The 16,410-nt window shown below is 39.2% G+C and carries 8 protein-coding genes; all 8 read right to left on the bottom strand.

Annotated features, from left to right (window positions below):
* Positions 1-31: 31 nt before the first annotated feature.
* Positions 32-1,387 carry an alginate lyase family protein gene (locus ACNOGP_RS18245; protein WP_418213430.1) on the bottom strand — a complete coding sequence of 452 codons (1,356 nt, stop codon included), beginning with the start codon at positions 1,385-1,387 and terminating at the stop codon, positions 32-34.
* 6 nt (positions 1,388-1,393) lie between these two features.
* The gene (locus tag ACNOGP_RS18250; RefSeq protein ID WP_418213431.1) at positions 1,394-2,884 is read right to left on the bottom strand and encodes an Ig-like domain-containing protein; all 1,491 of its coding nucleotides are present in this window, start codon (positions 2,882-2,884) and stop codon (positions 1,394-1,396) included.
* 48 nt (positions 2,885-2,932) lie between these two features.
* Positions 2,933-4,684 (bottom strand): RagB/SusD family nutrient uptake outer membrane protein, encoded by a 1,752-nt coding sequence (locus ACNOGP_RS18255; RefSeq protein ID WP_022275095.1) that lies wholly within the window; start codon positions 4,682-4,684, stop codon positions 2,933-2,935.
* A 10-nt stretch (positions 4,685-4,694) separates the two neighbouring features.
* Positions 4,695-7,934 (bottom strand): SusC/RagA family TonB-linked outer membrane protein, encoded by a 3,240-nt coding sequence (locus ACNOGP_RS18260; RefSeq protein ID WP_418213432.1) that lies wholly within the window; start codon positions 7,932-7,934, stop codon positions 4,695-4,697.
* Positions 7,935-8,067: 133 nt separating this feature from the next.
* The gene (locus ACNOGP_RS18265) at positions 8,068-8,583 is read right to left on the bottom strand and encodes an RNA polymerase sigma-70 factor (protein WP_195532443.1); all 516 of its coding nucleotides are present in this window, start codon (positions 8,581-8,583) and stop codon (positions 8,068-8,070) included.
* 699 nt (positions 8,584-9,282) lie between these two features.
* On the bottom strand, positions 9,283-12,108 hold the full coding sequence (locus ACNOGP_RS18270; RefSeq protein ID WP_418213433.1) for a two-component regulator propeller domain-containing protein: 2,826 nt from the start codon (positions 12,106-12,108) through the stop codon (positions 9,283-9,285).
* Positions 12,109-12,302: 194 nt separating this feature from the next.
* The gene (locus ACNOGP_RS18275) at positions 12,303-13,859 is read right to left on the bottom strand and encodes a glycoside hydrolase family 28 protein (protein WP_418213434.1); all 1,557 of its coding nucleotides are present in this window, start codon (positions 13,857-13,859) and stop codon (positions 12,303-12,305) included.
* Between the two features lie 83 nt (positions 13,860-13,942).
* Positions 13,943-16,405 carry a glycosyl hydrolase family 95 catalytic domain-containing protein gene (locus tag ACNOGP_RS18280; RefSeq protein ID WP_418213435.1) on the bottom strand — a complete coding sequence of 821 codons (2,463 nt, stop codon included), beginning with the start codon at positions 16,403-16,405 and terminating at the stop codon, positions 13,943-13,945.
* Positions 16,406-16,410 lie beyond the last annotated feature (5 nt).

Below are 16,410 nucleotides of genomic sequence, written 5' to 3' on the forward strand. Positions count from 1 at the left end.
CCCCTCATAATTATTTTTAGAAAATAATATTTTATTCTCTTGTGTACATTAGTGTACCAAACCCTAATTGGTCAAATCCACCACTTGTGCCTCCGTAATGTCCTCCACCACCTTCGACACCCATGCCATCCATAAACTGTTTGGTATAATATGCATCCAAGCCTTTGGTTTTATAATGATTATAAATCAAAGCCCAACAAGGACGTATTTCACCTCTCGATTTATCATTCTCTTCCTGAGAAGAAAGTTCAGGGCACTGCCAGCTACAATTCTCATAATAGGTATAGGGGAAATCTTTTTTACGATACACAAACTTCTCATCTGACGTGGAAGAAGTATCACCAAAGTCTTTCCACAAATTATATTTAGCCGTATATTCAGCCATAGCAAGTACCTTGTTTCCATCATAAGCAAACAAATCCTCACCGATATTATATGCCATTTGGCAGAATGCCCCCATCAAAGAAACACAAAGCGTTGCATGCCCCTGATCACGACCGGACTCCTGTCCTTGCCCTAACATTCCATGACCATCCGGATCTTGATGAAGAAAAGGTACTGCATTGTCAATACAACCATTTCCTACTCCATATTTAAAATAAAGAATAGCCTCATTAATCATATCCTGATCATCACAAAGAATACCAATAGATAAAATAGAAGTCATCTGTGCCAGATCCCAATTCAACCAACTGTGCTGTTTGCAACTTTCTTTATGAGCCAGAAAATCAGAAGCAGCCGGATAAAAAACATTCTTTACCATTGTTTGAAATGCAGCCAATTCATCCTTCTTGAAAAGAGTTTCGTCTGTACGCATGATTTCTGCAGCATTTACTATCTGATGAACATTAATAGAAATCAAATATTCATTCGGGTCGGCAATTTCTCCATTCGGATCATACGTTCTATCGTTGGCAAGACTCTTGACACGAACAAGTCCTTTGCAAGTAGTAGCCCACTCATTCAGGATTCTAACTGCAGCTTGTCCACAGGCTAAATCATTTTCTAGTTTCCAGCGAAGGGCTAATTGGTAAGCTGCTGCCGCATCTTCGTAGAAATAAGTATAATTATTCCACCAATCAGGAAAAGCAGCAGACCAATTCGTTTTATCCATACGTCCCAAGATCTCTTGTGCTTCAGGAGTATAACCAGAATAGGAATATCCCGAATTTTTCAATTTAGCTAATCCTTCGCTCCAAGGAGACTGAGTTAATTTAGACTTCACATAAGTAAAATCAGCATCCGTATGAAGCATACAAGGATGATTCAATGTATATTCATTTATAGCTGGCCATGAATCGATATCAGTAGTACCATCTTCGATATCGGTGCATGCACTCAAGTTGAATGCAAGCATCGTTGATAATATATATATTTTCGTTCTCATAGTTTATCAATTCTTATTTTCTTGTTCAACAAAAGCTTTCAAATCATCTAACGTCTTAAATGTACGAACCCAATATACAGTATATTCAGTATTTGATCCATTAGCCTCTTTAAAGTCAGCCATTACAAATTGGAATGTCCTTATTTCTTCTTCCTCTGTCTGTGAGAATGTATGGAAAGGTTTATTTGTCCCATTGCCAACCGCATTTTCGATTTGTAAGTCATAATAATACACCTCCGGACTTCCTGGAGTTTCTTCACCATCCAGAATTTGATATTTATTATTTCCACTTCCTTCATTTTCTTTATAAGCACCATACTGTGTATCTAATTTGACATTTCCTTGCAATTTATTTCCTCCATAAGGTCTAATCATTTTTATTGCTAAATACCTGTATACACCTACATTCAAATACACTTTATCTTTATAACTACCATTTGCCGTTAATACAAGATCGGCACGACAAGAATTTCCTTTCGAAGGATTTGGATTCATTGACACAACTGCTCCTCCATCCTTAAAATCTACAGATGAAGTAAACCCATCAGACTGTTTTAAATACCAAGGAGACAATGATGTTTCAAATGAATATTTCATCAGACCATAAGGTACTTTCACAGTTGTGGTAAACTTTTGTTTCTCAGTTGTAGTAGCTGTAATAGTAACTTCACCATAATTCTTGGCAGTTACAACTCCTTGATCACTTACCTCTACAACATTCGGATCACTACTAGACCAGTCCAAAGAAGCTACGGTTGCATTTTCCGGAGAGGTAGTAAAGTTCAGTTTCATACTTTCACCCGGCAACAAGTCCGCTTGTGTTCCAAATATTATTTCATCAATATAAATTATCGGAATTATTTTTAGCTCAAAAGATTCCTCATAGCCTCCTCTATCCAAAGAAATAGCAGTAATGGTGACAATTCTTCCTTCTTCTCCACCATCAATACCTCTCACTACACCATCTTTCGTTACAGTCGCAATAGACGTATCACTACTTTTCCATGTTATCGTCGAATAAGTACGGTCTGCCGGAAGAATGGTTGGTTTCAATGTCCTTTCTTCTGAAACAAATAGCTCAGCCTTATCGGCTTCCGTAAATTCAAAATCTGTAATCGGCTTAAATTCAGGCACAACAGTCAATTCAAAAAGAGCAGTTGCACCAAAGCCTACTTCCGGAGTAATCATAATATTTGCCTTACCTGCACTTACAGCATGCACAAGTCCATCCTGTGACACAGTAGCTACTTTTTCATTCGATGATGTCCATTTAACCTTAGGGTTACTCGGTTGTTCCGGAGAATATTTATAAGTAATCAAAGAGTCTGTATAATCTACAGTTGCAGCCAATGTTAATTTTCCATTCTCCACATTGGTCAATTCAATCTCGGAGATTAGTGTCTTTTCATCCAGCCCATCACCAAACACCTTGCCGTCATCACATGCCGACAATGAGAAAACAGCCACTAAGCCTAGACTCAATAATGTATATTTCATAATTCTATTCTTTTAATGTTCAACATATAAAATCAGTTCTTCCCGACGTTACCATCCCGGATTCTGACCGATATTAGGATTCAACTGACGTTGGTCTGACGGCAGTGGATAAAGATAATTTTTATTACTCCACACACGATTGGTTTCGATAAGCAAACAGCCATCTTCCAACGAATAAGAAGGAGACCATTTTCCGGCCCACGTTGCCCAATCACCGGACGTGTTCCATTTTACGCCTAACATATTCTCCGGCATTTCCGTTTCAGCAGTTTTCCAACGTTTCAAATCATCAATACGGAAGCCCTCATTGAAAAGTTCCACTGTACGCTCCCGGCGAATCTCTTCACGCATTTTCAGATTATGAGTAGTAGCAAAAGAAGTAGTGAGTCCCGGCATATTCGGATTCACACGTTGACGAACCTCATTCAAATATACCAATGCTGCATCCACTTTAGAAGCATCCATGATGTTACCTTCTGCATCCGCATTTCTCTCAAATACCGCTTCGGCATAATTCAGTAACACTTCAGCATAACGAATAATCGGAAAGTCATATCCTTCATATTCATCTTTCACATTACGTTCCGTTGCCCATTTTTGATTGTTATATCCACTACCACTAGTCGGATAGAAATCTTTATTATCAAAAGCAGCTTTATCCGCATCTGTCCAAGTGGTATGAGAAGCATTGTTATTCCAATATTTCCGTCCCGGTGCCATTAAAGTATTCGTCATGCGGTTATCACGTTTTGCATACTCGTTGTCTGGAGTAGAATAGTCAACACCGGCAGTCGACTGCGCATTGTCAATTGGAAGTCCATCCGCTCCCAAATACATTTCCGCCAATTTACGAGTTACCCATTGTACATTGGCAAAACAATTCTTAGTAATATTCTTACCGATTGGAGCAATCACTTCATCATGACGACGTGAGAAAATATATTCCTTATTTTTATCTTTCTTAATATTAGCCGGATTGGACTGAACATCTTCTAAAATAAATAGATATTTATAAGCATCTGTACCTAATTCTGCCGGTTTAAATATTTCATACTGCTTACTATCAATTACTTCCCAAGCAGACTCAGCAGCAATATCAAGCAAATCATTGATTCGAGTTACATCCCCTGTCCTAAATTTCTGCCATGTACCTTCATACAACGCCACACGAGAAAGAAAAGCCTGGGCAGCTCCCTGTGAAACACGTCCCTTATCAGCTGTTGCAATAGCATTCTCTTTCGGTAAATCAGGAATGGCTTGCTTCAAATCTTCAATGATCAGGTCTACCACTTTCGAACGGTCATCACGAGGGGCATTCATTTTCGGATCGGTGATATCAATAGGTTCAGTCACCACAATTACATCTCCAAATAACTGAAGTAAATCAAAATATTCGTATGCACGAAAGAACTTAGCTTCAGCAACATAGCGTGCTATGTCTGTCGGGTTAGGATAACTTTCTGCTTTTTGTAACAAAATATTAGCATAACGAATCTTTGTATAAGCTCCCGTATAATTTCCATCCGACACCGGAATATTATTAATTCCCTTACTATATTCATTGTAGCTACTTGAAGTCATCAAGTCCGAACGGGTATCACTATGAGGACCATCATATACGGCACTCGAAAAATCACGAGTCCATTCATAAAACTGATTAGCATACAGTTTATAATCATTTGGAGTCTGCCACAAATTTGCATCCGACATTTGATCTTGCGGATCAAGATCAAGGCAAGACGGTAAAATCACCACTACCGAAAGCAGCAATATAGTTTTTATTGTATTTACTATTTTCATATTCTAAGTATTAAAAGGTTACATCTAATCCGACAGTACAAGTACGATTGAGCGGGAAACGTCCATTACCGGATACCTTGCGTGAAGCTTCGGGGTCCCATCCATCGTTAATCTTACTCACTTCCCACAAATCGGCTCCAGATACGTATATACGAAGTCTGCTGATCGCTTTTGTCTTGCTAAGCAATGAAGCCGGGAAGTTATAGCCTAATGTCAAACTCTTCAGACGCAGATAATTACCATTTTCTACCGACCAAGAAGAACACTGATAATTATAATTATTAATCGTACTAATATTAGTATATGTCGGATAGCGTCCGTCTCTATTATCAGGACTCCACACATTTCCCACAGATTGTGTCGTTGAATTCAAGTGAGCGGCTCGCATCGGTATGCGATAATTATCATTACTTTCGTCACGGAAAATGGTTCGTTTGGCCGCACCTTGGAATACAGCAGACAAATCAAAATTATTCCATTCTATTCCGACATTGAACGAATAGGAAATTTTCGGATCATCCGAACCCAAATAAACATAATCCTTTTCATCCAACTTACCATCACCGTTTACATCTTCATACATATTATCACCCAAACGGAGATCCTTCGGCATACCTATACCGTTACTATTATAATATTTATAAATGTACTTGCGTAATTGTTCTTCTGTCTGAATCTTTCCACAATATTTCAGACCGAATACCGAGTTCAACGAGTATCCCTGTTGTTTGTCTACAAAGCCGGATTTAAATACCGTCACTCCACCATAGTCTACCAGTTTATTATCAGCATAGGTAAATGTACCTCCCACATGATAATTCACTTTTCCAATTTTATCTGACCATGTCACAGTTCCTTCATATCCTTTTGCTTCAAATTTTCCACTATTGGAAGCAGGAGCTTTATCTCCCAGAATTCCCGGATAAGCAACTGCTATCAGCATATTGTTATTCTTCTTCATAAACAACTCTACCGTACCCTGCAGGCGGCTGTCAAACAAATGAAAGTCCAATCCTAAGTTATAATTATGAATACGTTCCCAACTACGTCCCATAGTAGCAATTTCACCGCTAGTCTTAATATAGGAGATTCTTCCATCGCCAATGTAAGCCCCATTGACTGAATTAAAGTTGTATAACTGCATACCATCATAACGTGAAATACCTGACTGATTACCAACAACTCCATAAGAAAGACGCAATTTTAGTTCATTGACAAATTTTACGTTTTTCATAAATTCCTCTTCGGAAAGACGCCATCCACCCGAGAATCCATAAAAGAAATCCCATCGGTTCTCAGGACGGAACTTAGAAGAACCATCATAACGGAGATTCATTTCCAACAGATACTTAGACATATAATTGTAATTGAAACGTCCGAAATATGACATCATAGCTTCATGCCATTTACTTGGACCGGAAGTTTTTGCCGAGTTTTTCAATGTTATTTCACCCGATCCATTCAATATTTCCAATGAACTCTGCACATCCTTCGCTGTCACCACTGTATAATCATACTCTTTCAAATTATATTGTGCACCAAGCATAGCTGTAACATTATGTTTTTCTCCCAATGTCTGGTGATAATTCAGATAGCCTGAAACAGAGTAGTAATCAGTACGGGCAAAAGATTTCGAATATTCCGTAGAGGCCTGATTAGGATTATTGATAGCATTTGTCTTTGCCGTACTCAACGTTCCGTCATAGGTGTACCAAGTAATGCTGTTCTTTACCCCATCACGTGTCGCAGTAGATGTATTGTAACCTAAATTGACTACTGCATCCAAGTAAGAAGTAAATTGATACTTCAAATTCTCACTAATATTAATACCGGATACTTTCAATTTATTATCACCTCCCAGTTCTGCATACCAGTTGGGAGTATAATTTCCACCCCAATGATAAGGTTTGCCATCCATAGTAGAGGAAGGCAATCCCGGCTGGGGATAACTGGAAGTCAGAACCCTGTCAATCATCGTTGGAGACACCTGATCTTGGCGGTTATAAGCCATCACGGATTCGATAGTAAACCTATCCGTCAACTTTACCGTATTCGTCAAACGAACATTGAAACGTTTATTATTATTATTTCCCCATTTCAATGTACTATCATCATACATATAACCTACAGAAAGACGATACAACGACTTTTCGTTTCCACCGGATACGCTCAAATTGTGCTGCGTAGAACCTGCATTGCCAAACAATACATCCTGCCAGTTAGTATCCATAAAGACATAATCGTCCACATCACCGAAAGCGGGTATCGGATTCGGATTTTTAGATAAATCAATATATCCACCTTTATAAGCTTGAGCAAGCTGTGCATATTTAATCCATTGGTCATCATCACCTAAACCATCGTTGTGACGAGTAGTAATAATAGCTTCACTCCATTGGTCAATACTCATCATTTTAGGCTGTAAACCCACAAATTTATGCGTATAAGAACCACTATATTCTATTTTAGCCTTTCCTTCTTTAGCCTGTTTGGTGGTCACCAAAATAACACCACCTGCTGCCTTCGATCCGTAGATAGCCGCCGAAGCATCTTTTAAAAAGTTGATGGATTCAATATCGGCAGAGTTAAGCAAACGAAGTTCATTCACACTTTCGTATTCTACTCCATCAATAATGATTAACGGGTCTGTGGAATTGGCCGATACAGCACCACGCAGTTTCATTCCCCAGCTTTCATCACCCGGAGCACCGGAGGAACGGGTAATAATAACTCCCGGTACTTGCCCTTGCAATGCCTGTACTGGACTCGACATAGCACCTTTATTTTCCAGCATTTTATCGGAAACGACTGTCACCGCACCAGTTAATGTCTCTTTCTTCTGTGAACCATATCCCACAACAACTACTTCATCCAGAACTTCACTATCTTCCTGCATTTTCACATTGACAATAGTTTGCGTACCCACCTCCACTAGCTGGTCTTTATAGCCTATATAGCTAAACTTCAATTTTGCACCTGCCGGCACACTGACCGTGTAATTCCCGTCAATATCAGTAATCGTGCCTTCAGTTCCACCAACAACGCTAATATTCACACCAATCAATGGTTCGCCAGTCGCATCAATCACTTGACCTTTCACTTTCTTTTGCGTCTGCATTACTACTTGATTGTCACTTAAATCCGTATCAGCCCATGCCTGCGAAACAGGACACAGTCCCAACATCAATCCCAAGGCAAACACTGCGGTTTTGCCCGGTCGTGAATTAAAAATTAATCCTCTTTGTTTCATAACATTAAATTTGAGGTTTAAAAATAATATTAATTTTTCGTTCTCTAAAATAAGACGAGGCATACAGATACCTCATTGTAAATTCAGACTCCTTTTCCATAAGCACAAAGGGTTATTTATTAGTTAAATAAGATTATATACAATTTCGGAAGAACTCGCGCATTTCACGACGTCCTAAGAATAGGTGATTTTCAACTGTCCGGCAACTAAGATTCAGCTCATTAGCAATTTCCGATGAAGTTTTATTTTCGAAACGGTTTAATGTATAAATTAACCGACGTTGTTCGGGCATGGCAGCCAGACGGGTCCGCTCCATTGTCATTAAATCATCACCGATAATTTTTTCTTCGGTTTCATTCGTAGAAGTAGACATGGTATCATAGATATAGCCATCTATTTCCTGCTTTTTATAATAGCGACGGATATAGTCGATTACAATATTGCGGGCAATAGTGAACAAAAAATATTTCACTGTGTCGGGACGGAGCATTTGTTTGTAGTCCAACAGACGTACAAATACATCTTGGGTTAGATCCTCCGCTTCGTAGCGATGAGTGATACGATAAGTAATATAGGTAAGAATCACCTGATAATATTCTTCATAAGAACGGGTGATAATGTCGTCGTAAGTGTTAGCTATTGTCTCCATAATACTATCTTTTTCGGTTTTAATCACGATGCAAATATAGAGGGGATTTCGGATATAACAGCTAGAAAATAAGGCAGATCAATCTCAACGAATCTAGATAGACTTATTTAAACACATTATTCTCATTATCAATAAATTATACTCATTCCAAATAGAGTATCACTTTATAAAATGAGACTCTATACACTAAAATCCACGCATTCTCGCTCCACTTACACCTGTTTGCCCTTACCTTTCTCTCCTCTTCAACTTCACCATTTCACGATCTTACCGATTCATTGTTTCATCAAAGCTGTTAATGAGACATAAACATTAAGAGAAAACTTTCATTTCATTAAAGACAAACTTGCTTTGCACTTATTGCAAAGTTACGTTTGATTAAGGGTAAACTATAAATGCAAGCTTCAATTATATAATTGCAAGCTTTGTTTTTATAAACGCAAGTTTCATTTATAAAAACAAAGCTTTCGTTTATAGATTACTCCCTATAAAAAACAACTTTGCAATAGGACCAAAAGAAGTTTATATAGGGAGAAGAAGAACTTATCTATTAATAGATAATGGAAAGAAACAAGTGAAAGGAAGAAAGTCACTTAGTGAATCAAGAACCTTCACCCTCTATCCCCGATGAACAGGGAGAAGTGAAGGGTGAAGGGAATATGGGTGCAAAATAGATTTCAGGGATAATAAGGCGAAAAGTTACTCTTCTTTGGCTGTTCCGCCTATACTACGAATGTATTCATTCGGAGTAACTCCCGTACTCTTTTTAAATGAACGGAAGAAAGAAGCACGCGAACTAAAACCACAAAGCTCTGCCAGTGCAGTCAAAGTATAGCGGGAATATTGGCTATCTGCTACCATCTTTTTGAATTGAGTGACACGGTATTCATTGATGAAGTCATAGTAAGACTGATTAAGATACTGGTTCAAAAGATACGATAATGAATGTGAAGAAGTATCCAATGCAGAAGCCAAGTCACCCATTTTTAAGTCGGGATGGATATATGGCTTTTCTTTCTCTACATAAGCCACCAGTTTCTTATGAAGTTCTTTACACTCCTCTTCGGTCAGTCTATTGGTCTTATATTTCTCTTCAACAGTGGAAGATTGTTGCTCTGAAATTACTTCCGGATGTTCTCCTGTTTGTTCTCTCTGTTGTATTTCCTCCTCCGTTGATGTCGAAATCGACGAAGCAGAAGAAGCAAGTAAACGACGCATACGTTTCCAAACATAATACCGTATAAAGGCTATAATTCCTACGATTAATAAAATGGAAAGTGCCCATCCCCACCAAGGTATCATAGGGCGTACTGTCACTTGACAGATAGCTTCCGATTGCTCATTTCCCGGAAGACGTACCCGGAAAGTATAAGTTCCGGAAGAAAGTCCGTAATAAGAGACTTCGTTCTGTGCAGCCAATAATTTCCAGTCTTTGTCCACTCCCTCCAATCGATATTCATATAGTAAGGCAGATGGCAGACCATAGGCGAAATCTGTAAAACAGAAAGTCAAATTATTCTGATTGTATTTCAAAGAGGAACTGGTAAAAGGTACGCCATTAGCCAGTATGTCGGTAAATACAATCGGACGAACCTTGCCACGCACTTCGTCCACACGTTTCGGATCAACATAAATCAGCCCTTTGGTGTTACCAAACCACAATAGTCCTTTTTCATCTTTATAAGCGGCTCCATTCGTAAAAGTTGGTCCCGGCACTCCATCATTGAAGGTGAAAGCATCATACTCCTCCCCTTCTTCTTTGATACGCAACAACCCGTCATTGCAAGCCACCCACAGCCAACCTTGGTTATCTTCTATAACAGACATCAGCGAATTGTCCGGAAGAGTAGAAAAGATAGAGCGATTCCAGAAACGATCCATCGTTAAAGTAGATGTAAACAGACTCCCTTTCTCACGGATAAAATAGAGATTGTGTTCAGCATCTTCGTAGATGGTACGCACTTTATCCCGATGAACGAATCCCTCCGGAAATACATTGGAACGCAAACTTTGAGAGGCAGGATCATAAATGCACATACCTGTTTCTGTAGCAATCCATCCTTTACCGGTAGAATCAAAGTTAACTTCATAAACATTACCCTCCGGCAATTGAGAATTAGCACTGGAAAAATGTTTGATCTGCTTTGTCCGTCCGTTATAACTGTATAATCCTTGCGAAGTACCTATCCAAAGATTTCCTTTTGTATCGGGTTTCACACAGAACACATGCCCTCTTTGAAACAGTTCAGTATCACCTTGAGCAAAATAATTAAGAGATAATGTTTCCGGATTGAGTACCATCATACCTCCACCGTATGTACCGATATAATATTCTCCTTGATAAAAACAGGTTGTCAGTATCAGATCGGAAGTCAAGACAGGTTTTACAAAACTCTTTACTACTCCTATAGACTCATTGATATAGAACAAACCATCGCGTGAACCGATAACCTTTTCTTTTCCTCTATTCACAAAAGAACGGATAGAAAGATTAGTAGAATTAAATTGAGGCGGGTAGGCATAAGTACGGAAAAGACCATTTTGATAAAGTGAATAATCCAATCCTGCTTGAAAATGTCCAACCCAAACTGCTCCTCTATCATCTACAAGTAATGAGTAGATAGAATTACTGTGAATCCCTTCTTTATCATTCACATCATGATAAAAACGGCGCATTACCTGTTGTTCTTTATGAGAAAGGAAGTGAACACCATTACCGTCTGTAGCTATATATACAGTTTCTTTCCCATCACTGGAAATATCAGAGATAACATCACATCCCAATGACACTGTATGAGAAAAAGTTTTCTTCCCTATATCGAAACGTACTACCCCCTGACTCATTGTTCCTAAATAAAGGGTATCACCGATACGGGTTATACAACGGAAATAATCGGCTTCAGGCACATTCTCCCGGAAGTGCCAGGAAGCCATTTTCCCATCCCTCAATGAATAAGCAAACAACCCTTTCACAGTAGCCAACCATAAAACAGTTTTATCTTCATTCAGGCAAAGATCCATAATCCTGTTGCAAGCGGCCAACATATTCCTATCTGTCAATATCTGTTGTAATTGACCTTCTTTCTGAATAAACAATCCTTTTTCCGTACCAATATAAAGGATATCTTTATCAGTCAACAAGGCATTGACTGAAAAATCGATCTTCTCGGGAACGATTCTCTCTAGCTGTACACCCGTACGGTTTAAGCGCCAAAGTCCGACACCATTTCCCACCCAAAGCTGATTATTATCTGTTTCTACAATACAATTTACTCGTTTTTTCATTCCGGATTCGATACTCCGAAACTCAAAATGTCGTATTTTCACTCCATCAAAACGGTCGAGACAGTTATCTGTGCCGAGCCATACAAATCCTTCCGAATCTTTATAAATAGCATTCACTAGCAAACCGGACAAGCCGTCGGACATAACAAGATTACGGAAAGTATAACTCTGGGCTTGTATATTTATACTACAAGCCAAGCATATTATTAAGAATATCAGATATTTAATCGTGCTTCTCACCTGCTAACAATTCTTTCTTATTAAACGTATCAAACTTATCTGTCTTAGTAATATCACATATTATAAGTTTTTCAAAGACAAAGATACACATTTCCTCAATACAATTTAAATTATCCATTAAAGTTTATACAGAAACAAGATACATGAGTATTGATTTTTAGCATTCTAAAGCCTCATCCAATATATTGCTTAAATTACTTTTCGATACGAACCTTCAATGACGGATCTGCATCAATGTCCGGCACTTTATGTAAAAGTACCTCGGAGGATGAGTTTTGCCCGGCATTTATTTGGTGCAAATACAGCTTATCTACGTTCACTGCAATAATAGGATTACGAGATTCCGGCTTTTCTGAAATGAATGTTCCATTGCTCAACTCCAAAGTCTCTACATTTCTGATAAACAGGCCATAGCTGGGAAGATTGCGCCATACAGTAGGCTGCGGATAGCCTTTTTCATCCTCAATAATATCCTTGAAAGAAGCCCAATATTTATCCGGACACATACTTTTAGCCATATCATGCCGTACTCCTTCTACAAGTTCTTTTGTCAGAAAGTTCCCCTTTGCCAAACCTCCTTTATTCACAAAACGGATATTATTTAAGTAGATATTCTCTATTTTACGTTCGGGAATACCGGTAATAGAAGAACAGAAGTTTCCAGTACCGTAGGCAGTGATATTACTAATTTGGATGTTCCGCATCACGCCTATTGGAGGAATAGGAGCGCTACTGATATGCTTGCGTCCTCTATTAGCCAAACGTATATACAGTGGACATTCCGTACCTTCAATCAATATATTATTAACGGTTACGCCTTCCATCACTCCACCGTCGACTACTTCCAGAGATATTGCTGTTATACCGGTAGGAGTTGATTTGATAACTCGTTCGCCTTCAGAACGGCTTGGTTTCACTATGCAATCGGAAATAAGAATATTGCGAAAGCCACCGGTGGATTCCGTTCCGCATTTTATTGCATTGGCAAAACTGCTGACGATGCAATCAGTTATTACAATATCCTCGCAAGGAGCAATGCCAGTACTTTTTAGAACAATACCGTCATCATCGGAGTCAATAACGCTATCAGACAATATAAATCTGCGACAGCCATCAATGTCGATACCATCATTGTTACCGTTGGCATGATTAAAAACTCTGATATCTGTAACGGTCACATCTTCACAATCCAGATAATGTTGGTTCCAAATGGCAGAATTAAGCATCGTCACACCCGAGACAGATACATTCTTGCAAGATATTAGAAGAATATTACGCGGTCGTCCATTGCAATCTCCTGCAACTCCCTGAACACGTCCCTTTCTCCCTTTCCCTTTGCCATCAATCGTTCCTTTTCCTGTGATACTTATATGATTAGCCTTCTCGGCATAGATTAATGCAGACCATCCACCGGCATCTTTCAATGAACGATAGGTAGTAGGCGGCATAAGAGGAAAATCTGAATAATCGTCACTAGCTTCCAATATGGCTCCACCCGATAAGTGTAATTCGATATTGTCTTTCAGAAAAATAGTACCCGACCGGAATCTTCCGGCAGGGATTATCACTTTTCCACCGCCATTTCGGTAGGCACTCTCAATAGCATTGTTTATGGCTTGTGTACAGACATTCAGTGTGTCCGCGCCATAATTCAAAATATTGTAAGTTCCATTTATACTTTGGTTTGCACTCTGCACATTCGTGACAACCGCACAAGTGATAAATATAAATAATAAGAATTGCCTCTTCATATTTGCTATAAGTTTATAGACAAATACGAAGAGGCAATTGCATTTACTCAATGCTATTTAAATTATTTATTGGTCATTGTTATTTAATAATTTGAAGTCTCAATTAGATAGGTACTTCCTTTTTGCGTTTTAAAAGTGTTTATATAATACCTCCCTTCTTTCACTTGTTTCGACTCTGCATCTTTTATTTTTACAGGTACGGAAGTCCTTAGCACACATTCACCACCTATATTCGACTTTATTTTTGCTTGTTTCAACTGATGATTTTCCCAATCCATATCCACTTCGAAGTTACCGCGTGCTTTCAATCCGGAAACACTTCCGGAAGGCCATACGTGAGGCAATGCAGGGAGCAAATGAAGTTCTTTCAAATGGCTTTGAAGAAGCATTTCTACAAAGCCGGCTGTCGCGCCGAAGTTTCCGTCAATTTGAAAGGGTGGATGAGCATCGAAGAAGTTAGGATAAGTACCACCCGCACCACCTGCTGCCGGATCGCAATAACGCATGATTTCACGAATCATTTTATAGGCATGATCTCCATCCAGCAAACGGGCTGCAAAATTAATTTTCCATCCCTTACTCCATCCTGTTCCTTCATCACCACGAATTTCAAAAGTTCTGTTGGCAGCCTTTGCCAGTTCAGGAGTAGTCAGAGGAGATATCTGACGTCCCGGGTGCAATCCAAATAAATGAGAAAGATGCCGGTGACGCGGATCCGTCTCTTTATAATCTTTACTCCATTCCTGCAATTGACCTTGAGATCCAATTTGATAAGGAAGCAGTTTCTCTTTCTTTTCGATCAACTGCTTACGGAATTTCTTATCAACGTTCAGTACTTCTGAAGCTTCTATAAGATTCGTAAACAAATCACGAATAATCGCCATGTCCATAGTGGTAGCTTCTGATACAGCGTAACGCTTGTTATCCGCCCAAAAGTTATTTTCCGGTGATGTAGAAGGGGAAGTAATCAAATAACCATCTTTCTCAACCAACCAGTCGAAACAGAACAAGGCAGCTTCTTTCATAACAGGATATGCCTCATTTCTTAGAAACTCTTTATCCCCCGTAAAACAGTAATGTTCCCATAAATGCTGACAAAGCCAATTTCCTCCCATACACCAGTTTGCCCAAACAGGATCACCGTCTCCACAATTCCCTACGGCATTGCTTAATCCCCAAATATCCGAATTGTGATGAGCCACCCAGCCCTTTGCACGATAATATTCTTTCGCTGTGACCTTTCCCGTTTTTGACAGATTCTTAATCCAGTTTATGAGTGGTAAATGCATCTCTGACAAATTTGTCGTTTCCGCCGGCCAATAATTCATCTCCGTATTAATGTTGATAGTATAGTTGGAACTCCAGGGCGGACGAAAATCCTTATTCCACAGACCTTGCAGATTGGCAGCCGCACCGCCCGGACGGGAAGAAGAAATCAATAAATACCGCCCATATTGAAAATAAAGCTCTTCCAGTTTCGGATCGTAGTTTCCATAAGAATAAAGTTTCAATCGAAAATCCGAAGGAAGCATCTCATTCGTTTTATTATTCAAAGTATCTGCCAACTGCAAAGATACACGATCAAAATAAGTTTTATAATCTGATATATGTCTCGTTTTCAGTTCATCAAAGGTTATTTCTTTCAAACGGTCAATTCTTCGCTCGGAAATCAGTTTTTCATCCTTTCCCTCTTTATCAGGATGTTTATCAAAACCATTGAAGCTAGTGGCCGCTGACAAGAGAAGAGTTAGCTCATCGGCATTCTTCACATGAATGCCTTCTTTATCTGTATGAATTGAGCCTGCCACAGGAATAGCTTTCAGAATGGTCTGGAAACGCATACCTGTCCGTCCATCTTTATCTATTTGTTCTACAGCTTCCCTACCCGGTTTATTATAATAATTAGGATCCACACGTGCAGGAGCTTGTCCGTGCATTACAAGTAAAGTATTTCCTTGAACAGTAATCGTATGTTGAAGAAGACTGGCCAGATTAATGTCCAATGTCAACATACCAGGTTTATCAGCAGTGAACCGCATAACCATAATGCTATCCGGCGCCGTAGTAAATACTTCACGCATATATTTCACACCACCCACTTCGAACTGTGTCGTTGCAATCGCTTTATCCAACTGCAGACTTCTCACATAATGAGCAGGTTCCACTTTACTATCGAAACTTTGCTTAATACGTAGATCTCCCAAAGGCAAAAAACTTTCGGTATAATGCCCCTGCATCTTTCTGCAAAGTTGAGTTGCCGTCTGATAGTCTTCCTTTGCCAATGCTTCCCGAATAGGAGCTAAATATGTATAAGCGTCCGGATTCACATTTCTCTTTTGCGGGCCACCAGACCAAAGAGTACCTTCATTCAACTGTATCAGTTCATTTTCAACACCCCCAAATAGCATTGCACCTATTTGTCCGTTACCAAGGGGTAAAGCCTCCACCCATTGCCGGGCAGGTTGTTCATACCATAATTTCAGGTGTTCCTGTGCATTCAGTGGCAGAACTAAAAAAGCTAACGCTAATAATTTATATCTTCTCATATCGT

Origin of the sequence: Bacteroides difficilis, from assembly GCF_048319815.1 — a bacterium.
Lineage (GTDB): Bacteria > Bacteroidota > Bacteroidia > Bacteroidales > Bacteroidaceae > Bacteroides > Bacteroides zhangwenhongii.

Excerpts from the sequence above, each read along its gene's own strand:
- ACNOGP_RS18245 (WP_418213430.1), bottom strand. The coding sequence starts at position 1,387 with ATGAGAACGAAAATATATATATTATCAACGATGCTTGCATTCAACTTG.
- ACNOGP_RS18250 (WP_418213431.1), bottom strand. The coding sequence starts at position 2,884 with ATGAAATATACATTATTGAGTCTAGGCTTAGTGGCTGTTTTCTCATTG.
- ACNOGP_RS18275 (WP_418213434.1), bottom strand. The coding sequence starts at position 13,859 with ATGAAGAGGCAATTCTTATTATTTATATTTATCACTTGTGCGGTTGTC.
- ACNOGP_RS18260 (WP_418213432.1), bottom strand. The coding sequence starts at position 7,934 with ATGAAACAAAGAGGATTAATTTTTAATTCACGACCGGGCAAAACCGCA.
- ACNOGP_RS18280 (WP_418213435.1), bottom strand. The coding sequence starts at position 16,405 with ATGAGAAGATATAAATTATTAGCGTTAGCTTTTTTAGTTCTGCCACTG.
- ACNOGP_RS18255 (WP_022275095.1), bottom strand. The coding sequence starts at position 4,684 with ATGAAAATAGTAAATACAATAAAAACTATATTGCTGCTTTCGGTAGTG.
- ACNOGP_RS18265 (WP_195532443.1), bottom strand. The coding sequence starts at position 8,583 with ATGGAGACAATAGCTAACACTTACGACGACATTATCACCCGTTCTTAT.